The organism is Pseudomonas sp. S3_B11, from assembly GCF_054667715.1.
Genome location: NZ_CP162749.1, coordinates 4,803,138 through 4,829,415 on the forward strand (window position 1 = coordinate 4,803,138; position 26,278 = coordinate 4,829,415).

The following is a 26,278-nucleotide window of genomic DNA, read 5'->3' on the forward strand; positions in this document are numbered from 1 at the left end:
GGGCGTTGGGGGAAAAGTCAGTTTCTTCTCCCACATAATGCGCGCCTGGCGCAACCGAACATATTGGAGAAGAACGCTTTGCTGAAATGGATCTCTGCACTGTTTGATAGAAGCAAAGAGTACGACACTCTGGGTGAGTTAGTGATGGAGAATCGACGCTGGCGCATGTTCGCCAAGGTCGGGTTCACGATACTGACGTTGATGCCCATACTCACATACTGCTCATGGATAGCCCCTCGCTTTGAGGACTCGGGCGTTACCAATCCCGCAGTGCTTGAGGTGATCAATAGCGAGGAGTATCAGCAGGCAACCCAGGAGATTTTTGCTCTGCTCGACCTCTATAACCGGGGGGAGATTGGCCTGGATTCGCTACATGGTTTACAGGGCGTTCACCGAATTGGCGGGGTAATGGTCACTTTTAACCTGAAACTGGTACCACGAGACGAGCCTAGGCAGGGAGGAGGCAGTAAATACAAGCTTGATGGCCAGTACAAAGTTACAGTCGCTATAGGCTATCTGGTTTTGTTTCTGACCATCGAATTGCTTCTGATCGGGATAGCAACCTGCGCAATTTTCCAAGGACCACCAAAAGCGCAACGCCGGCTTGAAGAACAGATATTACAAGATCACTTCTCCCTTGATACGCCTGTGCTACCCGCAACCGTAGAGCAAGCCGATCAGATCATCGAGCGCATGCTGCTGCGTTTTCATCGTTTTGCGAAAGATCTGGAACACCGCCCACGCAGCCGAAAGGGAATTCAGCTCGACGATGAATACGACGTCCAGTTCCTGGTCAATGCATTGCTAAGATTGCAGTTTGACAATGTAAAACCTGAAGAGCCGTCCCCGAGCATGGCAGCAGGCGCCACCCGCGCAGACTTCCTCCTGCCTGAACATGGGCTCTTTCTGGAGCTCAAGATGACGCGCGATGGTATGACTGCAAGATCGCTAGCCGACGAGCTTATTCTGGATATCGCACGCTACCGGGCCCATCCCGAATGCCATGCAATCATTTTCTTCGTTTATGACCCTCGCGGCCTTGTTAAAAACTCTGTGGCATTGCAAACGGAGCTATCGGAAATTGCAGGTGAGTTACCTGTCAGCCTGATCGTTTCGCCTAGCCATTAGGAGAGGGCCGCTCGTGGAGATTGCCCTAAATGCTCAAATTACACAGGTACGACGTCACCGCTCGCTCAAGCATGTCCACCAGCTCAGGATCCATGAAGCGATAGTCATCGGGAATATCCAGAACATACAGCCGCTTGTATTCAAGCAGCCGGGCGTACTCTGCCCGTAGACGATGCTCGTGCTTGCGCTCCATTACAAAAATGACATCGGCCCAACGGATATCCGCTGGGCCGATAGGCTTGCGTGCATTCGGGCTGGTGCCCGCCGAACGAGCCCCGAAACCAGGACGCCGACGCCAGATCGCCTCCCCGGTAGGACTACGCCATTGGTTACGACTGCAAACGAACAGGAGATTGGTCACTCTTGATCCAACAGTTGGCGAGTCGTGCAAATGGGATAACTCATACCGAGCTGACGCGCCCGGTGCAGCTTATCGGCACGGGTGTAGATCAGCTTCCAGTTCTTTTCTGGCTTGAAGTCCTGCGGACTAATCGCTTCGCACCCACCGTGTTTGCGGGACTGTGCGCGTCTCCAGCTACGGGTTCTTTTCATGGTCATTTCCTCGTGAGTACCGGGTTCAGCAGCCGCGGTAGTACGAGTTGGAGAAATGGTAAGCGTGAATTGGGGTTGTGGCTAGCGTGGGCGGTGTTGGATAGCTGCGGTTGGGTGGTCGGTAGTAGCTATCGATTCGAAATGCCGGGGGGTCAGGAGAAATACATCTGCCCCTAACTCCACTCAACTCCTCGTGCTGGATGAAATCGGCATGTGCGACCCGCGCATCATCGGCGAAACGGTGTACATGCTGGGCAATGGCACCGGTAAGGCTCGCGCCAATGATCGAGGACAAGCAGGCCGACAGCTACAGGACTGGCGCTTGCTGTTTCTCTCGACGGGCGAGAAGACGTTGGTGCAGCACATGGCCGAGGCAAACAAGGAGCTGAAAGCCGGCATGGAAGTGCGCATGCTCGCCGTACCGGCGGACGCCAGTAGAGGCCTCGGCATGTTCGACGTGTTGAGTGGCTTCGACGACGCAGCGGCCCTCTCTGACGCGCTCAAGGCTCGCGTAGCCAAATACTACGGCACGCCCCTCACCGCGTTCCTGGCGGCCCTATGCGAGCCCGGGAAAATGCACGGATGGTCCACCATCCTCCGGCGAACTCTGGAAGGCTTCGTCGCCAAAGCCCTCCCCGCATCGGCTAGCGGGCAGGCGCATCGAGCCGCTGCACGCTTTGGTCTAGCCGCAGCAGCCGGAGAGCAGGCCACCGCGCTCGGTATCACTGGCTGGCCCGACGGCACCGCAACCACGGCCGCACGCGTATGCCTGAGCGCGTGGCTGAATGAGCGTGGCGGCGCCGGAAACCTTGAAGGTGATGCGATTTTGGCCCGCCTGCGCCAGATCATCGAGCGCTTTGGTGAAAGCCGCTTCACGCGCTGGGAGACCGCCGCCGCGAAGATCGATGAGCACGGGCCGCGCACCATCGACCGCCTGGGCTTTCGCAAGACCCTGGAGCACGGCATGGGCGACACCATGCACACCACCCACACTTACTACGTGCTGCCCGAGGCATGGCGATCCGAGATATTTCGGGGCATGAACATCAATGCCGTGAACAAGGAGCTGCTGCACCGGGGTGTACTGGAACCTGATAGCGACGGCAAGGCATCGAGTTTGGTCCGGTTGCCCGGTTTAGGCCCGCAACGCTGCCACATCGTGAAGACGATACCGGGAACGGATGAGAGCGAGGCTCGGGCTGCCTGACGGCATCCCTCTAATCGAGGTAGCGCCGGCTCATTCCCGGCCTCGCCAGCCGCTCAACCCAACCCAATCGAATTACACAGAGACGAAACAATGAACGACATCCAAAAACTGAAAGACCGCCGTGAACGACTGACCTCCGAAGTGGAACGCCTGCGAGCCGAACTCTTGCACTATGAGACCGCTCTAGCCGCCCCCGAGTCTATCCAGCGAGGCCGGGAGCGGGACGTGCAGGATCAGTACGCCGACCGGAAAAGAAAATGTGATTCACTGGACTTTGAAATCAATCAGTTAAATCAAAAAATTGTTCGACGCGAAAACATTGCCAATCACGAAACCCTGATGGCGGGCTACCGCGACGCCATGGCGACGTGGAAAGCCGATGAGCACGAGCTCAACGAAAAGCGGCAGAGTGTCAGCACCCGCCTGAATGAAATCCGTCAGCAAGCCACAGACGAAATGGCGAAGGCACGTCAGGCCGAGACAGAAGCGGCGACGGCCTATGCCCAGGCTGTCGCGTGGGGCGACACCGATGGCGAGAAGACCGCTAACGCTGATGCTCAAAAAGCCGCCAAAAACCTCGCGGCGGTAGCCGAACAAAACCGCCGTCAGCAACTGATGATCAGCGCTCTGGAACAAGAGCTGACCACCATCGATCAGCACATCGCTGAAGCGCAGCAAGAACATCAAAAAATTGAGAACAAGGCGCTGCACCTCGCAAACGCGGTGCTTGAAGAGAAGTGGAATGAGGCGGCTCAGGCATTACTTGATGTTGGCGGGCAACTTTGCGCGGCGCGTCGAATGATCGACCGGGATCCTGTTGCGCTGCTCAAGCTCAACGTTCCAGAGCAAGGCGAAAATTTCAGCAGTTGGGACTGGAGTGACCTGTCGGAGCGCTCAGTGCGGTACAAGGTGCAAGACGTGCTGGCTTTGTAGCGACCTGCCCCACCTGAAACAGCCCACGTGTGTGGGCTGTTTAAACACTGCCCAAGGATCAGCACTATGAACACTGCCATGCAGAACAGCCCCAGTCGTACCGAAACGCTGAAGGCAAGGAAAACCCATCTGAGCAGCCTGCTCAAGCTCATGGGCTCTCGCTGGGGGAAAAGCACAGCGATACAGAACCTCACCGCAAACGCGATCAAAGCAGAGCTGAGCCTCATCGATCAGCAATTGAAGCGCCGAAGCTAGAGTGCGGTGGAGGACTTAGCCGGATTCCGCTGCCTGCTCTTTCGGTAGTTGACTGAGCCTACAGGTTTAACTGGTCAGTCCCACCCCTCACATTGATTTAAAAGACAGCTTTCGGCCCGGGCTGTGTAAAAACACAGGCGCCGTTTTGAAGTCTGCGTTGCTACGTAAAATCTGCCTGTGCTTGGTTAGTCAGCTGACCTAAAGTTTGCGTTAGGAACGCAATTTTCGTTCTGGTTTTGACCGCTGAACTTGTCCTAGAACGTTTTTACACAGCCTCGGCCAGAAGCAGTCGGTCAGTCCTAGCACTTCCCGCTTAAAACTAACCAGCCGGATGTCTAGGAAATCAGGGCCGCTTTGCTGTTGCCGCTCATTCTGCAAATCCTGAATAGGTCGCTGCCATCACCACGAGGGGGGCCTTCAGCGCCTAATCAACCCCCGCTGCTTAAGGCGATGAGATGTTTTCGTACCAAAATTAGCGCTATAGCTAACCTTGTGCTACTAAAGATAACTACTTTCAAGACAACGGGCCCACCATGTTCACAGAAGAATTGATCCACATAGAACTAGAACGACTGATACGAAATGGAGAGTTTTACAAAGCAATAGACTTCGAAGATATTCAGCGAATAAAAAATCTGACAAATATCGACGAAAATCTACTTCCAGCATTCTCCATAGATGAATACATCCGAAGAAAATACGCCTCCGCCACAGACAATACATTACGATCCATTGAAAACCTAGAAGTCTTGACATCTGACAATAACGTCTCAACTCAGTCAAATCAAATATTACGTCCAGACTTGGTATGCATAAACCCTGAAAGCCAACAGATCATCATATTCGAAATAAAAAAATCAACTCAGACTGAACGTCAAGCATTGACCGAATTGCTCGCATACGAGCATGAAATAAAAAACCTTCTTCCCTTCCTTTCAAGTTATGACTTAACTTTCGTCTTAGTATCAACAGAGTGGTCTGTATTGCTAGAGCACGCTGCAGGGAGTGCGATTTCATGGGCAAACAAGAATTTATTATGCTTAAAGGTTAACACAGACAACCCCAATTTTACGTTCAAAATTCATAACTTAAACTCATGGAGCATAACAGGTAACGCATTTTTTCCGCCCGAGAGCGTCGCGAGCTTTACTGTGTCTTTCGAAGCAAATCCGTCTATGGAAGAATCGGAAACTGCTTATCGTTTAGACCTTTTGTTAGGTTTTTTTGCCAGAGAAGCAGACAGGATTGGCCTACATGGCTTTGCTATCGTCACTACGGATCTGGGCCCTTACAACGAAAAGGGTTATCAAATTATATTTTGTGCGGTTAGTCCTTTGGCTTTCTTTGATAACATGCTTTCTTCCGGCCAGATAACATCTCGCGATGGACATTTGGTTAGGCAAATCGAAAGCTACAAAGAAAAGCACGGTGTCGAGTCAGGAATTTCATCTTTAGATGATCTAATAACGAAAATTGTTGAACCCCGTTTAGATATATTCGACAACGTTGAATTCGGTGGTTATTTTGCATGGGATATAACGAGACACCTGTTAAAAGATCGAGGCTTACCTACCTTTGTTGAATTTTGGGGGTTGCCGGGAGACTACGCTAGAGATTACATAAACAATCCGGCTGTGCAGAACGCGCGCTCAGCACTATTCACCCCTGGAATGACCGACTGGCGATACCCTACTACAGGTTTGTGGTTGATCCGTAACTTATTCGAACCTACGTTTTGCGGAGACGGTTTTGTTCGACCTTCAGACGCTTTTCGTTTAGGCCTTGCTCTAGGCCATGATAACTACTTACGCTATGTAGCTCGAAACTCTCCGAAACGGCCAAAAAATATAGAGGCTGCTATGTTTTGGAATTTTTCGACGTTAGAGAGCTATATGGATGAAATCTCTATCCTCTATCGAACTGCGAAAACTATAGCTGCCCCGACATCGCCAATCAAAATTTCTCCCGACGTAGATCATGAAATCGACCACGATCCATTTATAGAATGGGTCACGCTTGAAATTCTCCAATCTGACAGTCTCCACGTCAAATTTTTCTACCTAGGTTTAAACCTTTCACACGCTATTACTGCAGAGGATCTGCGGCCATCTAACTTTAGAGCCTTACCAACTGAAGATGAGACGTTAAAAAACTTAAAACTGACAATGAAATTCATACTTGAAAACTCTCTCGAAAATCAGTCATACAATGAAACTGAGAAGCTTAGGCACACCGAAAACGTATTGAAAATACTCGACACATCCTCGACCAAATTAAAAAGTGGGAACCTAGATTTTTCACATATAGATATTGATCAACTATGCCACGCAATAAAAGATACATTTTTCATTGCAGACTTAACCATTCCAGCAATAACTCATTTATATGAGGAGTTACCGCCAATGCATGTCGACTGGGATACGCTCAAGCAGGGAATCGATGGCATGTACAAAAGAGGACTACTCTATCCTGCTATTTGCATATCAGCTAATGGCAGCATTGGCACAGCCTCGTATGATAATGTTGATTACGCTAAATTGTTTAAGCCTCTCGCGGATACAGAGATAGAGGTGTTCGTCATGGATGGATCTCGAGGGTTGGAGATCTTCCGGATTGAAAAATGGGAACACGTTCGGAGTGGCAAAGTAATTCAGGTGCCAAAGACGTAGATGTATTACTCCACCACTTACTTAATAATTGCTACTGGCCGTTTGCTGTCCTTGGTGAGAGGCAGAAAACGGCTAAAAGCGGACGCTGCGCACGAGCATTTTTGTCCAACCTAGTTTGTTCGTACTTGCAAAATAGCAACCAGATAAAATTTTACGCTTCACCAATCCATATTAGCTGCTTGATCGACCTGGTAGGTTAACTGATCGATAAACTCTTTCATGGACTCCAACGATACCATTGCAGTCGTATACGTCCCATCAGCAGCAAACGTCAATATCGTCGGCAAGCGACTTTCTTGCACATAAAGACGAGCTGGGGCACGATCTCCGGCCCACAGTAAACTTGTAAAATCCTCGACTACATCGAATGCTGCATGTGTGTCAAAATCAAGTTGTTCACTTAGGGAGAATTTTTTACTGCCTCGTTTATGTGGAAGAAGGACCGGTACAGCTCCTGCGGTAGAGTGAAAAGAAAACGCTTCTCCTTGCTTTCCAAATGCTCCATGAGCAATGAAATTCCTAAGATCCTGTCGTAGTGACAAAGCGCGGTCAAATAAAATTTTCTCTGTTGGATCCTTGAGGTTAAAAGCAGCCTTAAATTTTTTTGGCCAGTCATCTGCAGCAAGGTCTGCAACTTCTCTTGCAGAACTCACTACTCCTCCGAGTATGGCGACGTGAATCATCACATGCTCTGTCCAACTAAAAAATGCTTCAATAGCTGAGATAGCCAACCAATTTGCTTCTTCTTTTTTGCTATAGGATGGAAAAAAAAGATACATTCCAAATGGCAGTTTTCGTTGCTTTACATCGAATGCGTACTCTTCATCCAAAAGCTTGATTTCGCCCAGCTTAGAATCGTATTCACTTCTTAAAAAGTCGTACCGATCGCGTAGTGGAATACTATTATTTTTAACATTGATCTTAGATTGTTCAACGGCTTGCAAAGCAAGAAAGTCAAAATAGTGCCGAGCCGATTTCACCGCTTTGTTGATACGCGCTACGATTTTTTTTGTTGCAGCCTCCTCCTTTTCAGGATCATGTGCAAAAAGACTTAATCCGAATTTACCATGCTCAACTAGATATGCTTGTCCATTAAAGTCTATTGGCACTGACCAATCAATTTTTTCAAATCGGCCAAGGTTTCTGAAGCCTAAAAGATCAACCAAAAGAAAATACACAAGATAGTATGGTGGCAACTGCCTCCCTGCTTCTGTTTTCTTTCCATTCAGTAAAAAGTTTTTGTCCGCTTTCGTTTTTGAGTCGGTGGGACGAATTGGTCCGAGAGCGCGCAACGCGGCTTGCCGCACCGATTCAAGCTCTTCAGAATTCATATGACTCCTAATATTTTTGACCAAGAGACCATGCGCTAAGTAGCAATCAATATAGATCGCGCAAGCCAGCTAAACATTCGACGGATATTGGGTGACTATTCACACCCACCTCAAATCAGAGTTTTAACTTTGCCATATAAATCGTAGAGATGCAGCGCCGACATATCCAAAATGGGCTCATACATAAACGAATTCAAATGGATATTTTCCGGGGTCATGAGGTTGACCTGAGATAGCACCATTATTTGGTCGCCGGCTCCAGGAAACATCAAAGAAAACTTACTATATAGCTCAAAAGTCTGGTTACTGCTGATGTCATTGACAAACTTTGAATCATTGATTTTTGAAATCATAAACTCTTCAGCTTTGAGCCGAATTCCGATTGATAAAATCACCTTGGATTCCAACTCAGCATCATCATCCGCCTTAACGGCTAAAGCTTCTGCCTCATCGTAAATAAGCTGCATGACAGAGGTCGCCGGATTGGGAAGTGACAGATTGGCCTGATCCAGCAATGTAGCTTTGAATGATGCTTCTAAATCTCCGATGGTCAGTGTCGCGCTATCTGCCTTGACGTGCAACAGCGACGTAAGCATAAGATAGTGCGGACTCGTAATACCATGGCAGTATTCAGCTAAATTGCGCACGAATGGGATACTTGCTACAAGAAAGGCCGGGTTTGTTGCTAGGCTACCTTTCCACGTCGTGAAAGGATTTTTCTGATATTTTTCCTCTACAAAAGCCAGAGCCCCCTGAGTTTTTTTAGCAAATAACCTCCGACTCCTAGCAATTTGAAGCCTGCTACTAATCGTTCGATGAAAATCGAAATTATGCGTTAAAAAAACCAGTCTAAAAAATGGAATTTTTGCAATTTCGTTAAAGTATTCAATTATTGCGTATTTATTTTTATAATCAAACGAATCTGCTATATCGTCAATAATTAACAATGTCTGTTGATTTGACTCACGCCGCGCTTGAATCTCAAACAACACGTTGAGTATATATAAAGCACGCTTTTCCCCTTGACTGAGAACCTGAAGAAGTTTCTCCTCTTCTACGCCACACGTTCCTTGTTCATCCTGAAATTCAAAAGCGACTTTCGGAGTTTCCCCCTTGAGAATAACATCTTGTTGATTTTGAACGATCAACTTAAACGGCACGTAAAATCTTTCATTGAACTGGGTAACGACGGCAGCCCACTTCGTCTTTTCTGCCTCCGCTTGATGTGCCGTCTCTGCGATTATATCCTTTGCTGAAACATAGGCCGCAGCAAATAAAATCAAAGCGGGTTTGACGGAATTAAAATAGGAATTCCACAGCTTTTTCCTGAATCCGTTAAAATCCCCAAGCTCGGCTAAAATTTCCGGATGCACAGTTAAATACTCGCGAAACTTCTTGAGCTCCGAGTTTTTTTGAAGCTGCTTATCTACGGCTTCAAATTTTGCGGATAGCTCTTTATCACCTAAAATTCTATGTTTCTCTGCAACAACAAGGTCCTCCAATTCTTTCGCTGAGGCGACCTCTAACTTTTCGCCACCATTTGAAATATTAAGGGTGTGGTGCGCATCAAAAAAACCGTTGCTTTGAAGGTTTTTGGAGACATCGGTCGCTCCGGTATGATTGAACTTTTTGCTGAGCAATGGAGATTTCTCAACCAACTCTTGATACTTCGACATATATTCTTGAAGTTGCTCGTGCAAAGTCCCAGCCTTGAACGCCGCGATTGTCTTATCATTAAATATTTCGGCATATGCCAAGTCCGAAAATCGAGTATCACCATCTAAGCTGTCAGCTAGATCTGCAAAAAAGTCATACGGGTTTTTAAATTGAAAGATATCTTTAATTTCATTGGCTGGCGATGCTTTTCCTGGCCAGCCTGAGATTTCCTTCAGCGTCTTCAAGAGACTTTCTTGAGTGGATTCGATATTTCGAACGGCCTCTTCGTATTCATCCCTTAACTTTTGGTTTACTAGAAGAGTTGAAGTCCCCACCCCGGCATATCGTTCAACGTATGGTTTTATAACAAATAAGGACTCAGGAGTGATCGGCGTAGCTGGGGCAGAAGTAATTAATCTGCTGGTTGGACGCTCGGGAAATATCAGATCTTGACTGTCCCGTCCCTCTTGGACATCCAGAAAAGTTCGCGCTAGCGAAGTCTTCATGAAACCGTTTGGTGCGTATACAGAGAAAACAGAACCAGCTGGAACCTTCGCACTTCCTTTAAACGTGAGTGTTGCGTCGAGCTTTTGTATCCCGTAACAATTCTCTAGTTTAATGTCTAAGAGATCCATATCCATTCCTCCAGTTTGAAGGTATTGCGAGAGATCGACACTATCGTTTTGCCAGCAGTCTGTCTATGCGTCGTTGTGGTTAGTCTGGTTCAGTCTCATACCGCGTGTTTATGCGGCCATCGAGCCGCTTCCTGGAAGCTAGCCACGGCATTGCGATAGGCTGTGGTCGGCTAGGTGCTGCCTTCTCCACAGGCTGGTTCGGGTCATTTCTTGCCTTTCCTAAACATCCGCTTTGGCCGACAGCTTGCAATCGAAACATGTCTATCGAGGCGTAACACATAAACTTGCGTAACACTCGAAACAGACTTGCTGCTAGCATGATGTAACGGAGAAAAAACCGAATAAAATCATATCGTTATGTATATCCGTTACACTTGTAACCTCTGTAACACTCCTTTAACAGCTCCCCCGCCCCCTAGCATGGGAATGCCGTCAGCGAGCGAACATCTTCATGACTCCTTTGGATAGGTGATCAATCATCGCACCGGGAAAAAACAGAAATTGCTAGGGTCCCTGACGATATTGAGGAGACACGGGGTCGGAAACCCGCGTGATCGTGTTAGCGAAAAAGTGCACAGCTTAGTGAACAGGTGAACCTGGTGAACTGGTGGTTCACCTTTGCATTTGCCCTATCGCTTGGTAGCTCGCCGGGGACCCTGGGCATTTCGAATGGGTACGGGGCAAAGAACCCGCAGCATCTTGTTAGCGACTGAGCTTTCTACGTCGGTTGACAGGTTGACGTGGTTGACACCATCCCCAAGGTTGACCGGCTTCAACCGTTCGCTATCAACAACACAATGGCTCACCTTTACCGTTGCGGTAACGATCCCCTTTTTTCGTCAGGATCCTTTCAATTTCAACGTTGAAATTTCAGTAAGCTGCAATCTCTGTCGCTACCAAGATCCCGCGGGTTTCCGACCCCGTGTCACAACCTATTACCCAGGGGCCCCGGCGGTCTCAAACAGCTGACTTCAGTAACACGGCAGGACAGACCAAACAGGCTTGCGTCAAGCAGATCGGTGGCGCGGGCCGCACACCACCTTTAAAAATTTTACAGGGGACAGGTCTTGTGTTTCCGGATGGGCGATTCAGGAACTCCAGCCGCGACATGCCAAGCTATATTTTTTTGGTACGACTACGTTTGACTGCAGACTTAGGCATAAGAAACGCCGTACTGAAGTCTTCTTGGGTAGAAAGGTATACCGTCTTATCCGAAATATTTAGATTTTTAAAAACACCTATTCTCTTTAAGCAAGATGCACATTGCCCACAGTGAAACCTACTACCCCACAAGCAACTCCAAGTTGAACTTACATCTACCCTCTCAGAAATACCCAGCGCAACTACATCGCTATCGGTCAACCCATTTTCTAAAAAAGGCTCTGAGGACACTGCAATTGACTTAGAGCTAGCGGCATTAATAAGAGCATTCTCAGCCTTCAAGCGTGCTAATTGGTCAATACCTGGCCATCGCAGCGAGTCCGAACTAGTCAATCCGTGGTAAATATTTGTATATCCCAAGCGAATAGCAATGGTCGCTGCCAGAATTTTTCCACCGACAGAGCCCATTATATGAACACCTCCAACTGCATGTTCCGTCTGCATTATATGTGGTGGGCCTTCTGTACCAAGAACAACATCGACAAGATGTGGAGCATCTAAAACATGCAGCGGAACACCTAATCTATTGCATGTAGACTGCACAAAGGACCGCTGTCGCTGAGCTGACTCCTGCCCAAAATCCTGAAAGAAAGCTGCTACGCGAGCCTTTGTCACCCTCGCTTTTACCAAATGAAGTAGAACCGTTGAATCTAAACCTCCAGAAAAAAGCACAGCAGAATCGGCTTGGGGAAACTTCAGTTTTATCGTGTGAATCTCCTTTCCTAGCTGGTGCAAAAAATATTGATGAGCGATTTCCTATTTTCACCTAGTGCACCAAAACACTAGTTCCTCGCTAGTAGTCTGTCCATTCACCTGCATGAAAGGGTGTTCTCATTCGGTAAGATGGGGTTCTTCCTGGAGCAGCTTTCAGCGGCCAGTCGGAAGGCCCGCATGGTTACCAGGTCGTGTAGGTCGACAAAATCTGCGCGCTACCAGCGCTTACAACCTTGTATCCCTGCTTGTATCCCCTACTGTAAAATCTGCCTGCAAGCCACAGAATATATGGAACCCTACAGTCTCCCTCGGGCACAAAAAAAGGCCTTGCTAGGCAAGACCTTTTTCCGATCCGGGCGGCATGTAGCGCTGCTGCCCCTACCTCACCTCAACAATATCCAAAGCCCGATTTGCCAACAACTCACTCACCTCAATCACCTGCAAAATCCCCATCGCAACACGCCGCCTCGACCCATCCAGATCAAACGCCAAATCACTGATCATCGCGTTCGCCGAGGCCAAATTCTCACTGAGATTCGCAAGCAAACACTCAGAATCCACACTCGGATCAATCCGTAAAATGGAATCGGTCTTGTCAGACGTTTCGCTCTTAGGCTTGGGTTTCAGGTAGTAATCCAACGCTCGCGTGGCAGCGTCGTCGATTTTCTTGTTGCGGGCAGACTGAGCACCGGAGACGTGTTCGTTCGTATCAGGAGGATTCGGAGTATCTTTTGCCATTATCTTGCTTCCTGTCATTGGAGCCATCACCCACTCGCTGCTAAACGATGGGAGGCAGCTGTACGCAGGTTAGCAGACCGGGGAAACAAGAAGCCGGCGCGTCCGGGGACGCCCTGCGCACAGCCACCATCAAGTGCAGGATGGGAGTCCCGACTGGATGACGCCTTGCATAACCTGTTTCACCACGAGCTGCTAAACCCGATCACTGATGAGCAGTGACAGGTCTCAAACTACCGACGCAACCCAAGGCGAACAAGCCGGTGGATTCTGGCGTAGTTGTAGGCAAAGGCGCAAGGCGACGTCGGCTCGCGAGTTGCGGTTGCCCAATGACTGACAGCCCCATCTGACACTTCAAATTGTTCCGGCCCCTCATAGCCAGCCCTACCTGTTTTGAGGAAACCGGAACAACCACTTCAAGAAACCTCCTACATCGCGCCCCTCTCTTCCCGCGTTAGCGTCTGCGCTGCATTTAGCGGACGAGATTCACTACGTGGCGACACGCAAAAAAGACATCCCCCAGGTCCGAAACCCGCCCGGCGGCGACGGGCATCACGTCACTTATCGGGACATGACCGCCAGCGAACTGGCCCAGCGCGAAGCCCGGCAGTTGGCTTACGAAGCCATGCTTGCCCGGCAGGCAACCTATGAACGAGAGCGCTGGGCCACGGTGGATAAAAAGCCCGTATTCAGCGTAACCGGGAGCGTGTTTGCCAAGAGCTGCAAGCTCCCCAACGGCATCATCGATTACAGCAACCCCAATGGCTACGTCCCGGCAGATCTGGTCAAGCAGTACGGCGAACTCATGTGGCTTGGTGGCAGGAGCGCCGATCCATCCGGCACGATCCCCCTCAAGCGGATCGGTGCGGGTACGGCTCCCGTTACCTTGGGCAGGCTCGCGCTGGGTGGTTCGGCGACTTCCTCGGCTGCAGCTGCCGGCGGCACCGTCGGCGCGGCCCTGCTGACAGGCATCGTTGCCCTGCTCTGGCCTTCCAACCTGGGCGACAGCGCGCTTTACAGCGAAGACCAGCTACGCGACCTCAAGCAGGCCCGCAGCCGCATGCGCCTGAGCGTCGAGCAGCAGGCCGACGGCAGTCTCAAGGGTTACGGCTTCTACACCGGCCAGAATCGCGACTGGGAAATGGTCGACGTTGTCCAGTTCACGTCGCGAGCCGATCAGTTCATCGCCGACCTGGGTGATGGAATCGAGCTGATCTGGACGCCGGCTACCAATCCGGCTGACACCCTCGGCATTCCTGCCCTGGAAGCTGCGCCCCAGGCACCGCCTATTTGGATCTACCCGCCGACGCCGATGGCCGACAGCATCATCGTCAATCCGATCTATCCGCCGGAGTACAAGGATTTCATTCTGGTGTTTCCGGCGGACTCGGGGGTTCGGCCGGTTTATGTTGTGGTGAGTACGGCTCATCATGACTACCACCCGAAACCAGATTTTTTACCTGCTTTTCCAAGTGCCAAATGGGCGCCACCCAAAACCCGCATGAAAGGAGGAGGGTTGCGTCCTCGCTGGAAGGATAATGAGAAATTCATATATGAATGGGATTTCCAGCATGGCGCCGTAGAAAAATATAACAAGCGAGGAAAACACTTGGGCGAATTCGACCATATTACGGGAGCCCAAACCAAACCCGCCAACCCAACGAGGTGGATAGAACCATGAAACACAAAATAATGGGCGTAATTGACGGTGACGACTTTGCCTCGTTCGAAAAAGAGCTCTGCATTGACACTCAGGCTCTAGCAAAAATAATGAACTGGACCAAAGAGGAAAGCTATTTTTACGATTATGAGTTGAGCACGTCTCAAATTGCAGCATTGGAAGAAGCGTGCTCAATAGAGCTACCCCGAAACCTGTTGCTTTTTTTAACCAGCAGCAACTAACCTCGAGAAAAACATTAAAAGAGGAATATCATGCCTTATTTCTCAATAACAGGCTTTTACCCAGACGACAAAAATGACGACTCATTACAGCTCGAGACTTATATAAAGGACACCAAACAAAATGAAGCGCTGGCGCAAATAACTGAAGCCAAGCCCTCCAACGAAGTTGAACCAGGAGAACTGGAGATAACAGAGGAGCAGCTCAGAAAAATAGAAAAAGTTCTAGATATAAATTTCCCGACGGGCTGGAGTATTACATCGGAACCGAATCCTACGAGGGGGAGGAGTATTCCGAAGACTTGGGTGATGACGGCTTTGTCATTGAAGCCCTAGGGATTCCAGTCGAAAACAATGTAAATAACGGAGGGTTTGATGTCCCCCAAGAATGGGTAAAAACCCTCCAGCCTCACTTTCAACACTCAATTGATTCGAGCCGCTACGACTATCAGATTGCTTTCGACTATCGAGACAGCTGGTAGCCACGGAGTGAGTGGTCAATCAAAGAGAAATACAGACTCACGCCACATACCGTGCTCGGCTAAAAAACAGTGCCGCACCGATAGCAATAGCACTGGTTGAAGCGATACCCACATCAAAGCCCGAGATGAAGGATGGCAGCGCAAAAATACTCGCGAATCCCAGCGCAAGCAGGGTTATGCCGAGCCATTTCCTGAGGTCGTAGGATTTCATATAGAAGAACAGCAGCAGGAACACCGCGTATGCCAAGGCGTACAGGCCATATTCGCTCATAGTCCTAACCTCCTTGAGCCTTGATGATCATGGAGGATCCGGAGCGTTGCGGACCTATGCCACCGCTAACTTGTGCATCCAGGCTAACGATGACATCACCGGCGTGATAGGTCGGCAACTTGCCCAGTGTGAACTCGCGGACCGCCCATCCCACAGGAAGGGCTGCGCCGGGCATTAATTTGCCGGCCGCCGTGGCGAAAACGCCAGTGGTGAGGTTGGCGATACTCATTCGTTGGGCGTTGAGTAAATCACCTTGTTGCCGGGTCAGGGGTTTTGAAATCCCGATCATCATTTGGCAGGGTAAATCCTTGGCGAGCATTTTGTCGTAGAGCTCCACCACCTGGTTGCTCACTTCATAGTGGGCGGATTTCGCTTCGCCAAAGTGCAGTGTTCTGAGGCTACCCCGCTCATCGGCTGACAGGGTGAAGCGCGATACGCTGAAGATAATTCCATGGTTGCCAGAAAATTGGCCTGTTTCAAACTTCAATGCTCGCATCCTTATCGAGTCTGTGAAGGCGGGATTCTGTCTCAGCCGGTGCGCTTTTCGCAAATGGTAAAGCTACGGCTCGGATTGCCCTGCTACCTGACGATCCGCAGTCACGATAAAGGGCCTGCCCTCAAGATCCATTTGCTCCAGGACCATCCTGTTCTTATCCACCTCCTTGATGCGCGCCTGCCCCGATCCCCCTTCGGGGTAGATATCACTGAGGTTGGGCATGCTGGGGCCGATAAATTGCGCCACTGTCAAAGGCGAAATATCTTTGCCGTCAACCGAGTAGGTCTTGGGTAACGTCTTCATCTGCTGCAGCGTGAACGACAGGTTTTCGCTGTCTGCGCTCCAGGTGCCGGCGCCATTGGCGCTGTATTCGAGCCTGAACGGCTTCGAAGGCTCTGTCCCAACCAGCGCGACGACGCCGCTGACGTTGTAATGATTGTTGGCGAAGTATTCGATGGTGCCCTTGAACTCGAACTTCATGCCGTCGCCGTTGGGATAGCTGAACGCTTCGGTCCAACGACCAATGAAGTGGCTTTTGTAGTAGTCGGCCCTCATTTCGGCCAACCAGGATGAAATGCTGGGGAACCCGGCCAACAAGCCAACAATCGCCACGATCGCGGCCCAGCTTTTTATCGAGTACTGCTTGAGTGTCGAGACAGCGGTCATCCATAACTCCTTATCCATGGGGAGGCTCGCAGCACTCCGGTTTGCCTGAGCGGTTGTTGCCAGACCGCTCAATAGAAGCGGTCTTCTTCTTTCATGCGGTAAATGCGACCGAACGTCATGAAGGAAATTCCGAAGAACACCAATGTTAGCAATACCCCGCCAGCCATGACGAAGAAGCTGGCGCGATAAGTGTGTAGCTCGGTGGCGATGCTGCTGATTTGGGGAAACCAACGTGAATACAGCAGGGGAACGTCCCCCCCTACCTCGTAATGATCATGTTCGTTATAGCGTTGGTCCACGTATTCGTCTTCATGGACTTGCTGATCACCGTCGGCATATTGGTAACGAATGATGATGCCGTTTTCATTCATCGGGATGCTTTCCAGTTGCGTCACGGTGCCGTTTACCTCGACAGCGCTCCACCGAATGGCCCCATAAATGGACCCTGAGTGTTTTGCCAGGGAGGCTAGAAATAGCAGTACACAGCAAGCAACGGTAAGCAGGACGATTCGGTTATACAGGTGGTCTTTTTCAGCTTCGCGGGTAAAACATGCTCCGGTCCTTCGAACGGGATTGCTGCGCAACCTATCGGCGAGCGACCGGGCAACTTGAGTTTTTATAGAGGCCACGGCCCGTTCGTTGCTGTCGGCCTGTCGATAAGCAGGGTTCAACGGATCGTTATCCTGCCAAGTGTTTCATTTACTTAACAGCACGCCGTCAACACTTTCAATTATCGCCAAAAACAGGCGAGTCGATTCGACAAGCGAAGCGGTACGGCTATATTCACAATGCCTCCATCCTGATTGGATTTGAATCCTTCGCTGTAGATCCTGCCGGAGGGACGTAAGCATCCGAACCGGACTCATCTCCTGTTCTGAGATAACTATGCTCGGACAAAGGAATTCCCCATGGCCTTGGTCGACCCTAGAAATAATGAGTACGACGTTTCCAAACTACAAAGTGCAAGTATTATCGGACACGTCACCACCCAGTCTGCACGCATTTGGATTCGCGTCTATACACCAGGAAACTGGAGTTTGGTTTGGTCAAAGAATGCAATCGAAGGCGATTTGGTAAAGCTGGATGGCAAACCGCTGGCCGAGTTTTTGAAACCGTATAACTGTGCTTATGACTCATATGCATTCAGCTGGGAAGATGATCTGACCCATACCTTCGACCTTCAGGGCCTGGATCAAGACACGACTTATTTCTACTATTTAATGACCGACGAGACGGACGGTACGGAAACCTTTCGCAGGACCGAAATCGGTTGTCATAAGTCACTCGCCTTCCGGACCATGGCAGACGAGATGCTTGATTTCAGCTTTGGATTCTATAGTTGCCATGATCCGTTCAACGCAAATGGAAGTTATGGCGCCTGGCCTCTTTTTCTGGAAAAAATGGATGTTTCAAACGCCAGATTCGCTATAGGGGGTGGCGATCAGGTGTATGTTGATTGCCAGGAAAGCAAGCACTTTCCTGACATCTGGGAGTGGTTGAAAGACAACAAGGACGACTTGATCGCAGAGTGTTCCACAAAAGGTAAGCTTGACCTTAAAAAGCTCGACGCGTACCTGCTCAATCTGTATCGCTGGTACTATCGAGTGTATTGGAAATTTCCACACCTCCAGGAAGCGTTCTCCAAATACCCGCAATACATGATGTGGGATGATCATGAAATCATGGATGGCTGGGGTTCTCGTACCGACGAAGAGCGAATCGCAATAATTTCCAGGTATTTCGAACGCGATGACAAGGTAATAGATAGAAAATTGGTTAACTCAATGTGGACGGCTGCGCGGACGGCTTATTTTGAATATGCGCACAGTCACAATCCCGAGACTGGCGTTTCCAAAGGCTCCTTGAAAAAACCAGAGACCTGTATCTGGGATTACGGTTTTGAAAAAGGCGGCATTCCATTTTATATGCTTGACATGCGTGGACATCACGACGTCGAAACCCCGGAAAAGAAGAACTTTCTTCTCGGCACAAAACAAATCGAACGATTCCAAGGATGGTTGAAAAGTAGCGCGAACTCATCCTCTCCCTTGTTATTTGTGGTTAGCCCGGTGCCATTCGTTCACTGGAAATCGGTGCTCTTGACGGCTGGATCCTGGCTTGACTCCGCCAAAGATGATTGCATGGATGAGTGGGACCATAGCAGCAACCATGCAGAGCGAAACATCCTGCTGGATTCCATCTTTCCAGCGCTGGACAAAAGCGGCAAGACATTGGTGTTCATCAGTGGCGATGTTCACTGTGCCGCTGCGTTTCGACTGAGTCATGATAAATATCGTAAAGCCAGTATTTATCAGGTGACCTCCAGCGCTATTTCCCGAATGCCCGCCGGGCAGTTCGCCGGAACCGGGATCGCAAATTCTGGAAAGATCAACGGTCATGATTCCATCTATTTCGAGCACCTTTTCAGTCACTCGGAAGATAAGAACTTTGCAATATTCCACGTAGCGGGTGGAGCCTCGGCATCTGTCGATCTCTGTTGGCCTGGTGGCTCACAAGGCGAAGCCGTGGTGAAAACCCTACGACTTCGCTGACTCCCGCTTGACGCAAGGCCTTGATAAAACCTGCGCACTGTAAGTCGCTATGGTGCGCAGTAACGCCCCGAAAATCTTTCCACTCCATCCCTTCCCGCAAAGCTCCCATCCGCTCCAGCAAACGCCCCTCCAATCCCCCGCGTCGATAATCCCCGCTTCACACACCCCAGCGTTGCAACCGAGCACCGTGTCCCCCCCATGACCCTACGCACCTTCATCCGGAGCTATTGCCTCAACTCCAGGCTCGCCACGCATGCCCTGACCCGGCTGCACCGAGCGCTGTCATCCCTGGCCGCCTACCTGGCCCAGCAAGGCTTCGATTCCAACATATGGCCGGCCACCCGTGACGAAGCCACGCTGGACCGTCGCCTCAACACCGTGTGCCCAGAACTGGCCGCCACCGTGTTCAGCCACGCCCGCGAAGGCATCATCCTTGTCGACCCCTTCGGCCGGGTCATCACCGTGAACGAGGCCTTCACCCGCCTCACCGGCTACGGACAAGAAGAGATAGAAGGCCGCGAGTTGAACTCCCACCGTATGGTCCGCCGCCTCACCGCTTTTTACGCGCCAATGAAAAACGCATTGGATTTCCACGGGCATTGGTCCGGTGAGATTCAGAGCAACCACAAGGATGGCCGGGAGATGACGTCGCGGATCAGCATCAGTGCGGTGCATGACCGTCACGGCAATGTTCAGCACTACGTGGCGCTGTTCAGCGACATGACGCAGATGAAGCAGCGTCTGCAGTTGCTGGAGCGCGATGCCCGGTATGACGCGCTCACGCAGTTGCCCAATCGGTTGTTGTTGGCCGAGCGGATGCGTCAGGCGTTGGGCAAGGCGCGTATTTATCAGCAGAAGGTGGCGATTGCGTTTATTGATCTGGATGGGTTCAAGGCGCTGAACGACAGTTATGGGCATGACTGGGGGGACCGGGTGTTGCAGATTGTTGCGGCGCGGATCAATGCGACGTTGCGTGAAGGGGATACGTTGGCGCGGTTGGGTGGCGATGAGTTTGTCGCGGGGCTGGTGGGGTTGCAGGCGGTGGAGGACAGCGAGCCGTTGCTCAAGCGGATGCTGGCGGCGGCGAATGCGCCGATTTTGATTGGTGCGCAAACGGTGGAGATTGCCGCGAGTATCGGGGTGGCGTTTTACCCTGAGCATGGGCATGAGGTGGATGGGCTGATCAGTAAGGCGGATCAGGCCATGTACCTGTCGAAAAAGGCTGGCGGTAATCGTTTGGCGTTTTGTCCGACGCGGTTTATTTCGGTCAATAACGAAGTCTGACGGTGGTGCCGAGGGTGCGTTCGCTGCCGGTTATGACGCCGTAGTCGCCGGTGCCGAGCAGTGAATAGACGGCGGTGATGTAGTTTCGGTCGAAGACGTTGCGCACCCAGCCTTCGACTTCCCAGGCGCGGTCCTGGCTGCGCAGGCCCAGGCGCAAATTGGTGAGGCCGTAGCTGGGTTGATCGCTGCCTTCGCCGCCTTCGAGGGTGCCGGAGTAGCCGGTGCGGAAGCTGTAGTCGATGCCGCTGAAGGCTTCCAAGCCGTAGGACAGCGGGTGGGTGTGGTCGAGGCCGCTGCTGAGGGTCCATTCCGGCGCGTTGTAGAGGCGCTCGCCGCTGAGGTCGCAGGTCCATTGACCCGAGGCCGGTGGGCACGGGGCGTTGGGGAAGCTGCGGTAGCGCGCATCGCTCCAGGCCACACCCAGGCGCCCGGTGAGTTGGGGGGTGAGTTGCCAGGCGGAATCGAGTTCGATGCCGCGCAGACGGACTTTGCCGACGTTGATCAGGTTGTCCCGCAGCGGTGGTGCGAACAGCGACGTCGGCGGGCTGTAGGTGAGCGCTTGGTAGTTGTCGACGTCGGTCTGGTAGACGGCGAGGTCGAGCAGCGCGCGTTCATCCCAGAACCGCGTTTTCATGCCCAGTTCCAACGACGTAGCGCGCTCCGGTTCGAAGGTCGGCGCGGTGAACGGGCCGACCACGTCGAAGTTGATGCCGCCGGCCTTGTAGCCCCGCGACCAGCTGACGTAGCCCATCACCGCCTCGCTGAAACGGTAGCTGGCGCTGAGGAGGCTGGAGACGTTGTGTTCTTCAATCGAATTTTCGCGGTGATAAGCACCACCGAGGGCAATGTCGCGCAGCAATTGCCCACCGGCCTGGAACACCGGGGGCAAACCGGTCAGCGGGGCGAGGTTGCTGACGTCGCGGGAGATCCAGCCGTCCTTGCGCTCCTGGCTGTAGCGCAGGCCGCCGGTGAGTTCCAGCGGGTCAATCGGGCGCCAGGAGAGCTGGCCGAAAATCGCCCGGCTGTCGCCCTTCTGCTCGCCGTCATACCGTTGCCGGGCGCCGTCCAGCAGCATGGCCGGCACCTGGCTCGGATCGGTGATGTTGATGCCCAGTTTCTTCAGTTGCTCCAGTTGATCGCCGACGAACCAGGGCGCGGCGTCCTTGCCGAACTCGGCGTCGATCTGCCGGTCGAGCTGCTGGCGCAGGTAGTAAAGGCCGGCGACGTAGTCGACGGACGAGCCGGCTGTGCCGGACAGGCGCCATTCCTGGCTGAACTGCCGGTGGCCCAGCTCGGTTTCGGACTGGATCACCGACAGCGCGGTGCTGTCGCTGTCGCGGGTGGCGCGGTAGTCCCAGTCGCGGTAGGCGGTGATGCTGGTGAAGCGCATTGCCTCGTCGAGGTCCCAGTTCAACTCCAGTGAGACGCCGTTCTGCAGGGTTTGCGGATGGCCCGGCGCGTCGATGCGGGACTCGCGTTTGTAGGGGTCGGGCTCGGTCAGTGGATAGCCGAGGAACTTGGCGCGTTTGCGGGTTTGCTCGCCGTAATGATTGACCAGCAGGACGTTGCCGGCTTCGTTTTGCTCGGCATAGTCGGCGATCAGGCGGGCGCTGAAGTCCGGGTTCGGCGTCCACAGCAATTGGCCGCGCAGGCCTTGGCTGTCAGCATCGCCGAGGCGGCTGCCGTCTTGCAGGTTTTCCACGGCGCCATCGGAGGCGCTGTCGAAAACGTTGAGTCGCCCGGCCAGCACGTCGTCTTGCAGTGGCCCGGAAACCGTCCCGCGATATTCCCGCAGGCCACGCTCACCGTAGCTGGCTTCGAGGTTGGCTTCGGGCTGGAAGGTCGGTTGGCGGGTGACGATGTTCAGCGCGCCGGCGGTGGTGTTCTTGCCGAACAAGGTGCCTTGGGGCCCGCGCAAAACTTCGATGCGTTCGATGTCCATCAACTCGGTGAAGGCCATGCCCTGGCGCGCCTGATAGACGCCATCGACGTAGGTGCCGACGCTGCCTTCCAGGCCATCGTTGTAGGCGGTCGCGCCGAAGCCGCGCAGGCCGAAGCCGGCGTAGCGGGCGTCGTGGCCGGACACTATCAGGCCCGGCACGCGTTGTTGAATGTCTTGCAGCCGGTGCAGGCCGGCCTCGTCCAGTTGATCGCCGTAGAGGACGTTGATCGGGATCGGTACGTTTTGCGGATCTTCTTCGCGGCGGCGGGCGGTGACGGTGGTTTCGTCGAGCGTGAGGACGCTGGGCACCGTTTGTTCGGCCTGGACCTTCGCCCAGGGCAACGTCGAAAGGCTGCCGAGCAAAAGCAGTCGGTAACCCCAACCCTGCACGCTATTGCTCCCGAGCCATCGCCGGACCCGCCGTGTCCGCGCAGGCCAGAGCCTTGACGCACGCCAGCAATTCGCGGCTGTCGGCGGGCTTGAGCAGTACTGCGTCGAAGGCCAGGTCCTGTGGATAGTTCTCCGGTCTGCGTGGCGGCACTGCGGAATAAAGCATCACGGGTAGATCGCGCGGACCGTCGCGCACTTGGCGCAGCAGTTCCCAGCCGTCCATGCCGGGCATCATCTGGTCGCTGATCAGCAGGTCAATCGATTGTTCAGCCAGGCAGGCCAAGGCGTCTTCGCCGTTCGCCGCCATGCTCACGTCGAAGCCGTAACCGGCCAGCAGGTCGTAGAGCCATTCGCTGTTTTGTTCGATGTCGTCCACCAGCAGGACGTGTTTGCCCTGGCCGTCAAATGGCGTGGCGTTGTTGTCGACGATGCCGTTTTCCAGGTCGTGTTCTTGAGCGCAGTTCAGTTGCAGGCGAAAACTGAAGTGGCTGCCCTGCCCTGTGGTTTGGGGTTCGAGGCGGCTGTCCATGCGCTCCAGCAGTTGCGTGACGATGGACAGGCCCAGCCCGCTGCCTTCGTAGCGCTGGGCATTGCGGCCGCGGCGGAATGGTTGCAGGAGTTGTTCGAATTCCTGCGGGTCGATGCCGATGCCGGTGTCGATCACGCTGAAGCGCAGTTCCACGGTATTGGTGCTCGCACCTGAAGAAGCGCTCACTTCGAAACGGATCTGGCCGTTGCGAGTGAATTTCGCCGCGTTCGCCAGGAGGTTCATGAGGATCTGCCGAAGGCGTTTGAAATCGGCCTCTACCAGTGGCGGCAGGTCATCCGCCAGCACCGCCTCAAAGGTGTTGCCCTGGCGTGCGGCGAGAAAGCCCGCTTCGTCTGCGATCTCGTTGAGGAAGCCGTACAGATAACCCGGTGCGAGGGTCAATTGCATCTGCTCCAGCTCGCCATGGGAGAACTCGAGCATCTCGTCGATCAGCTCCAGTTGCTGGCGGGCGTTGCGCTCGATGGTGGCTTGATAGTCGCGGTTGGGGCCGGCGTGCAGCAGCCGCGCGTAGTCGATGATGCGTACCAGCGGCGAGCGCAGGTCGTGGCTGATCCGCGCCATCAACGCACTGCGCGCCGCCAGGGATTCGCGCAACTGCGACGTGCGCAGGGCCACGGTGCTTTCCAGGCGTTCCTGTTCGGCTTGGCGTTGTAGGTCGAGGGTGGACAGGGCGTTTTTTTCACGGTTGCGACTGCGGGCGACTTCCATGATCAACGTACACACCAGCAACGCCACGCCCGCCAGGGTGGACGATAGGCTGTATTTGCTTTGCGGCGACTGCCAGGGCAATTGCTCCTGGGGGAAGAACAGCCGCATTAGCAATTGCCCAAGCAACAGCGCCGGCACCAGCCAGGCCATCCAGTTGTAGCTCAGTCGTGCGCGCCAAGCCATGAACAGCGTGGCAAGCAGTACGCCATAGAAACTCATCAAGGATATCTGGACGATCTGCGCGCCTTGGACTGGATCGATCTTCAGCCACCAGAGTCGGCCGAGGATGCAGCCCAGCAGCGGCACCCAATAGCTCCAGCCGATGATTCCGGGCAGACGGGCAACCTGCAACAGGACGCGTATGTAGGCCAGGAAGAGTACGAACGAGAACGCGCTGGCGCAGGTCAGCAGCTCGCGTGTCCAGCCGAGTGCGGTGGGCCAATAGATCAGGTAGCCGTTGAGGATGCAGGTCAGCAGGATGTAGCTAAATATCGCGCCCGCGTTCACGGTCAGCAGTTGGGAGCGCAGGATCCAGCCGACGATGAAACCGAACGGGACCACCAGCAGGACAATACCGAGGGTGAGTCCGTCGCTCAGGTAAGTCTGTTGCTGACTGCGCAGCAGCGCCGGTTCGGACCACAGTTCCGGCTCCAGCAACATCTGGAAATTGCTCGCCACGCGGATGAACAGCGTGGCGCTCTCCCCTGCCGCCAGCGAGACCGGGAACGCCGGCTGACGTGTCGCCGGCTGCGGCCATTCGGCCAAGGGATAGGCGCCGCCGGCATGGGCATCCTGACCCGGTTGATAGACGCGGATGTCTTCCAGGCGCGGCGCGCCGACCACCAGCAGGCGCGAACACGCCGCAGTACTTGAGTTGCTGAGCTGCACTTTCAACCAGAAGGCGGAGCGGCTGTAGCCTTGGGTCGGCCAGCCTGGGGTCACGTGCTTGAAATACGTGTTGGGTAGTTGAGTGACTTCTTCCAGGCTCAGGCTGGCCTGGGTGTCCTCGAAAATTTGCATCGCGGGCATCAGGTCCAGGTGGTCAGCCCGGCAGATATCCACAGGCGCGGCGCGCAGCAAGCCTGTGGATAACAACGCTATCGTCAGCAATAAAACCTGTAGGAGCCGCATCAGGCGCGCCCGGCCAACTCGGTTTCGGTGATGCCCAGGGCTTGCTGGCGAAACTGGCTGGGCGTCATGCCGATTCGCTGGCGGAAGGCCGTGGTGAAGTTGCAGGCGTTGCGAAAGCCCACCAGTTCGGCAACGTCTTGCACGCTCATGGCGCTTTCGGAAAGCAGATCCTGGCCGCGCCGCAGTCGTGCGTCGCGAATGTAGGCGAACACGGTCAGCCCCAGGTGCTCGCGAAAGATTCGCGAGAGACGTTTCTCGTGAGTGCCGACTTTTTGCGCCAGTTGGACCAGGGACGGCATGTCATCGAGGTGGTCTTCGATCAACCGCATCGCGGCGCGCAGGACGATCTCATCGCCTTCCGGCTCCGGATCCGCCGGGTTCTGTTGGTGGGTGGGCGGCGCGCGCCAGGTCAATTGCAGGTGGATCTTGATACGCGCCAGCACTTCCTCGGGTGCGCAGGACTTGGGGATGTAATCCACCCCGCCCACGGTGAGCCCTTCCAGGCGTTCGATGGAGCTGTTGGCCGACGACAGGAACAGGATGGGCGTGTGCCGGGTCGACGGCGCCTCGCGCAACAGCCGGCACAGGCTGAAACCGTTCATGTGCGGCATGTGCACGTCCAGCACGATCAAATCCGGACGCAAGGCCAGTGCCCGCTGATAACCCTGGTGAGCATCGCTGGCCAGGGAAATGCGCCAGGGTTGGGCCTTGAGCAAGATGAGCGTCGCACGGATATCCTCCGGGACGTCGTCGATCAGCAGAATATGCGGCGGCTCGGACGACACCGCCGCGCTTGCCTCCAGAGCCGCCCGCCTTTCGTATCGTCCGTCGTCCATTCGCTACGTTCTCTTATCGTGCGTTTGCCAATTAATTGCCGGAAAGCAACGGTATCGCAACGCAAAATCGATGGATCGGTAAAAATCGTTACACC

Annotated in this window: 23 protein-coding genes and 1 pseudogene; 11 read left to right on the plus strand and 13 right to left on the minus strand. The window is 53.2% G+C overall.

Annotated features, from left to right (window positions below):
- Positions 1-78: 78 nt before the first annotated feature.
- The gene (locus tag AB4O22_RS21720) at positions 79-1,128 is read left to right on the plus strand and encodes a PD-(D/E)XK nuclease domain-containing protein (RefSeq protein WP_123351258.1); all 1,050 of its coding nucleotides are present in this window, start codon (positions 79-81) and stop codon (positions 1,126-1,128) included.
- A gap of 25 nt (positions 1,129-1,153) precedes the next feature.
- Here the strand turns inward: AB4O22_RS21720 and AB4O22_RS21725 are convergent, their stop codons facing one another.
- Positions 1,154-1,489 carry a low molecular weight protein tyrosine phosphatase family protein gene (locus AB4O22_RS21725; protein ID WP_123351257.1) on the minus strand — a complete coding sequence of 112 codons (336 nt, stop codon included), beginning with the start codon at positions 1,487-1,489 and terminating at the stop codon, positions 1,154-1,156.
- Positions 1,486-1,680: a hypothetical protein gene (locus AB4O22_RS21730; RefSeq protein WP_460097119.1), complete on the minus strand. Its 195-nt coding sequence runs from the start codon at positions 1,678-1,680 to the stop codon at positions 1,486-1,488. The genes AB4O22_RS21725 and AB4O22_RS21730 overlap by 4 nt, the downstream gene beginning before the upstream one ends.
- Before the next feature lie 178 nt (positions 1,681-1,858).
- Between AB4O22_RS21730 and AB4O22_RS21735 the strand changes: the two are divergent.
- The 4 genes and pseudogenes from AB4O22_RS21735 to AB4O22_RS21750 form a co-directional block, all read left to right on the plus strand.
- Positions 1,859-2,887: pseudogene (locus AB4O22_RS21735) on the plus strand (DUF927 domain-containing protein); the annotation flags it as partial.
- A gap of 90 nt (positions 2,888-2,977) precedes the next feature.
- Entirely contained in the window at positions 2,978-3,820 is an 843-nt protein-coding gene (locus AB4O22_RS21740) for a chromosome segregation protein SMC (RefSeq protein WP_460097121.1), read from the plus strand.
- A 66-nt stretch (positions 3,821-3,886) separates the two neighbouring features.
- Positions 3,887-4,075, plus strand: coding sequence for a hypothetical protein (locus AB4O22_RS21745; RefSeq protein WP_460097123.1), 189 nt, complete (start codon positions 3,887-3,889; stop codon positions 4,073-4,075).
- 533 nt (positions 4,076-4,608) lie between these two features.
- Positions 4,609-6,744, plus strand: coding sequence for a hypothetical protein (locus AB4O22_RS21750; RefSeq protein ID WP_460105980.1), 2,136 nt, complete (start codon positions 4,609-4,611; stop codon positions 6,742-6,744).
- A gap of 158 nt (positions 6,745-6,902) precedes the next feature.
- On the opposite strand, the gene AB4O22_RS21755 is transcribed toward AB4O22_RS21750, so the two are convergent.
- The 4 genes from AB4O22_RS21755 to AB4O22_RS21770 all read right to left on the minus strand — a co-directional run bounded on the left by AB4O22_RS21755 (position 6,903) and on the right by AB4O22_RS21770 (position 12,979).
- On the minus strand, positions 6,903-8,075 hold the full coding sequence (locus AB4O22_RS21755; RefSeq protein ID WP_460097127.1) for a hypothetical protein: 1,173 nt from the start codon (positions 8,073-8,075) through the stop codon (positions 6,903-6,905).
- Positions 8,076-8,185: 110 nt separating this feature from the next.
- Positions 8,186-10,366, minus strand: coding sequence for a hypothetical protein (locus tag AB4O22_RS21760; RefSeq protein ID WP_460097129.1), 2,181 nt, complete (start codon positions 10,364-10,366; stop codon positions 8,186-8,188).
- A 1,116-nt stretch (positions 10,367-11,482) separates the two neighbouring features.
- Positions 11,483-12,262 (minus strand): 7-cyano-7-deazaguanine synthase, encoded by a 780-nt coding sequence (locus AB4O22_RS21765; protein WP_460097131.1) that lies wholly within the window; start codon positions 12,260-12,262, stop codon positions 11,483-11,485.
- Positions 12,263-12,619: 357 nt separating this feature from the next.
- Positions 12,620-12,979 carry a DUF6124 family protein gene (locus AB4O22_RS21770; RefSeq protein WP_460097133.1) on the minus strand — a complete coding sequence of 120 codons (360 nt, stop codon included), beginning with the start codon at positions 12,977-12,979 and terminating at the stop codon, positions 12,620-12,622.
- A 490-nt stretch (positions 12,980-13,469) separates the two neighbouring features.
- Between AB4O22_RS21770 and AB4O22_RS21775 the strand changes: the two genes are divergently transcribed.
- The 4 genes from AB4O22_RS21775 to AB4O22_RS21790 are packed head-to-tail and all read left to right on the plus strand — an operon-like array spanning position 13,470 to position 15,357.
- The gene (locus AB4O22_RS21775; RefSeq protein WP_460097135.1) at positions 13,470-14,657 is read left to right on the plus strand and encodes a colicin E3/pyocin S6 family cytotoxin; all 1,188 of its coding nucleotides are present in this window, start codon (positions 13,470-13,472) and stop codon (positions 14,655-14,657) included.
- The gene (locus tag AB4O22_RS21780; RefSeq protein WP_027913117.1) at positions 14,654-14,878 is read left to right on the plus strand and encodes a hypothetical protein; all 225 of its coding nucleotides are present in this window, start codon (positions 14,654-14,656) and stop codon (positions 14,876-14,878) included. The genes AB4O22_RS21775 and AB4O22_RS21780 overlap by 4 nt, the downstream gene beginning before the upstream one ends.
- A 30-nt stretch (positions 14,879-14,908) precedes the next feature.
- Entirely contained in the window at positions 14,909-15,211 is a 303-nt protein-coding gene (locus tag AB4O22_RS21785; protein ID WP_460097137.1) for a pyocin S6 family toxin immunity protein, read from the plus strand.
- Complete coding sequence (locus AB4O22_RS21790) at positions 15,178-15,357, plus strand: colicin E3-like toxin immunity protein (RefSeq protein ID WP_460097139.1); 180 nt, start codon at positions 15,178-15,180, stop codon at positions 15,355-15,357. Before AB4O22_RS21785 ends, AB4O22_RS21790 begins: the two co-directional genes overlap by 34 nt.
- Before the next feature lie 37 nt (positions 15,358-15,394).
- On the opposite strand, the gene AB4O22_RS21795 is transcribed toward AB4O22_RS21790, so the two are convergent.
- The 4 genes from AB4O22_RS21795 to AB4O22_RS21810 all read right to left on the minus strand — a co-directional run bounded on the left by AB4O22_RS21795 (position 15,395) and on the right by AB4O22_RS21810 (position 17,461).
- A complete protein-coding gene (locus AB4O22_RS21795) occupies positions 15,395-15,628 on the minus strand; it encodes a hypothetical protein (RefSeq protein ID WP_003197955.1) in 234 nt (77 codons plus the stop codon).
- A gap of 4 nt (positions 15,629-15,632) precedes the next feature.
- The gene (locus AB4O22_RS21800) at positions 15,633-16,115 is read right to left on the minus strand and encodes a hypothetical protein (protein WP_003197952.1); all 483 of its coding nucleotides are present in this window, start codon (positions 16,113-16,115) and stop codon (positions 15,633-15,635) included.
- 72 nt (positions 16,116-16,187) lie between these two features.
- Positions 16,188-16,790 carry a hypothetical protein gene (locus AB4O22_RS21805; protein WP_460097140.1) on the minus strand — a complete coding sequence of 201 codons (603 nt, stop codon included), beginning with the start codon at positions 16,788-16,790 and terminating at the stop codon, positions 16,188-16,190.
- 68 nt (positions 16,791-16,858) lie between these two features.
- Complete coding sequence (locus tag AB4O22_RS21810; protein WP_460097142.1) at positions 16,859-17,461, minus strand: DUF3592 domain-containing protein; 603 nt, start codon at positions 17,459-17,461, stop codon at positions 16,859-16,861.
- Positions 17,462-17,698: 237 nt separating this feature from the next.
- On the opposite strand from AB4O22_RS21810, the gene AB4O22_RS21815 reads away from it, so the two are divergent.
- Together AB4O22_RS21815 and AB4O22_RS21820 are read left to right on the plus strand one after the other, a co-directional pair.
- Positions 17,699-19,342: an alkaline phosphatase D family protein gene (locus tag AB4O22_RS21815; protein ID WP_431092751.1), complete on the plus strand. Its 1,644-nt coding sequence runs from the start codon at positions 17,699-17,701 to the stop codon at positions 19,340-19,342.
- Between the two features lie 198 nt (positions 19,343-19,540).
- Positions 19,541-20,626, plus strand: a complete 1,086-nt coding sequence (locus tag AB4O22_RS21820; RefSeq protein ID WP_460097144.1) for a diguanylate cyclase domain-containing protein — start codon at positions 19,541-19,543, stop codon at positions 20,624-20,626.
- Here the strand turns inward: AB4O22_RS21820 and AB4O22_RS21825 are convergent.
- From AB4O22_RS21825 to AB4O22_RS21835, 3 genes are read right to left on the minus strand one after another with little or no spacing between them, the layout of a single operon-like run.
- Positions 20,610-22,958, minus strand: a complete 2,349-nt coding sequence (locus AB4O22_RS21825; RefSeq protein WP_460097146.1) for a TonB-dependent receptor — start codon at positions 22,956-22,958, stop codon at positions 20,610-20,612. The genes AB4O22_RS21820 and AB4O22_RS21825 overlap by 17 nt on opposite strands.
- A 1-nt stretch (position 22,959) precedes the next feature.
- On the minus strand, positions 22,960-25,347 hold the full coding sequence (locus AB4O22_RS21830; protein WP_460097148.1) for a hybrid sensor histidine kinase/response regulator: 2,388 nt from the start codon (positions 25,345-25,347) through the stop codon (positions 22,960-22,962).
- On the minus strand, positions 25,347-26,183 hold the full coding sequence (locus AB4O22_RS21835) for a response regulator transcription factor (protein WP_258559839.1): 837 nt from the start codon (positions 26,181-26,183) through the stop codon (positions 25,347-25,349). Before AB4O22_RS21835 ends, AB4O22_RS21830 begins: the two co-directional genes overlap by 1 nt.
- Positions 26,184-26,278 lie beyond the last annotated feature (95 nt).

Excerpts from the sequence above, each read along its gene's own strand:
- AB4O22_RS21730 (WP_460097119.1), bottom strand. The coding sequence starts at position 1,680 with ATGAAAAGAACCCGTAGCTGGAGACGCGCACAGTCCCGCAAACACGGT.
- AB4O22_RS21740 (WP_460097121.1), top strand. The coding sequence starts at position 2,978 with ATGAACGACATCCAAAAACTGAAAGACCGCCGTGAACGACTGACCTCC.
- AB4O22_RS21745 (WP_460097123.1), top strand. The coding sequence starts at position 3,887 with ATGAACACTGCCATGCAGAACAGCCCCAGTCGTACCGAAACGCTGAAG.
- AB4O22_RS21750 (WP_460105980.1), top strand. The coding sequence starts at position 4,609 with ATGTTCACAGAAGAATTGATCCACATAGAACTAGAACGACTGATACGA.
- AB4O22_RS21755 (WP_460097127.1), bottom strand. The coding sequence starts at position 8,075 with ATGAATTCTGAAGAGCTTGAATCGGTGCGGCAAGCCGCGTTGCGCGCT.
- AB4O22_RS21760 (WP_460097129.1), bottom strand. The coding sequence starts at position 10,366 with ATGGATCTCTTAGACATTAAACTAGAGAATTGTTACGGGATACAAAAG.
- AB4O22_RS21770 (WP_460097133.1), bottom strand. The coding sequence starts at position 12,979 with ATGGCAAAAGATACTCCGAATCCTCCTGATACGAACGAACACGTCTCC.
- AB4O22_RS21780 (WP_027913117.1), top strand. The coding sequence starts at position 14,654 with ATGAAACACAAAATAATGGGCGTAATTGACGGTGACGACTTTGCCTCG.
- AB4O22_RS21785 (WP_460097137.1), top strand. The coding sequence starts at position 14,909 with ATGCCTTATTTCTCAATAACAGGCTTTTACCCAGACGACAAAAATGAC.
- AB4O22_RS21795 (WP_003197955.1), bottom strand. The coding sequence starts at position 15,628 with ATGAGCGAATATGGCCTGTACGCCTTGGCATACGCGGTGTTCCTGCTG.
- AB4O22_RS21805 (WP_460097140.1), bottom strand. The coding sequence starts at position 16,790 with ATGACCGCTGTCTCGACACTCAAGCAGTACTCGATAAAAAGCTGGGCC.
- AB4O22_RS21815 (WP_431092751.1), top strand. The coding sequence starts at position 17,699 with ATGGCCTTGGTCGACCCTAGAAATAATGAGTACGACGTTTCCAAACTA.
- AB4O22_RS21820 (WP_460097144.1), top strand. The coding sequence starts at position 19,541 with ATGACCCTACGCACCTTCATCCGGAGCTATTGCCTCAACTCCAGGCTC.
- AB4O22_RS21830 (WP_460097148.1), bottom strand. The coding sequence starts at position 25,347 with ATGCGGCTCCTACAGGTTTTATTGCTGACGATAGCGTTGTTATCCACA.
- AB4O22_RS21835 (WP_258559839.1), bottom strand. The coding sequence starts at position 26,183 with ATGGACGACGGACGATACGAAAGGCGGGCGGCTCTGGAGGCAAGCGCG.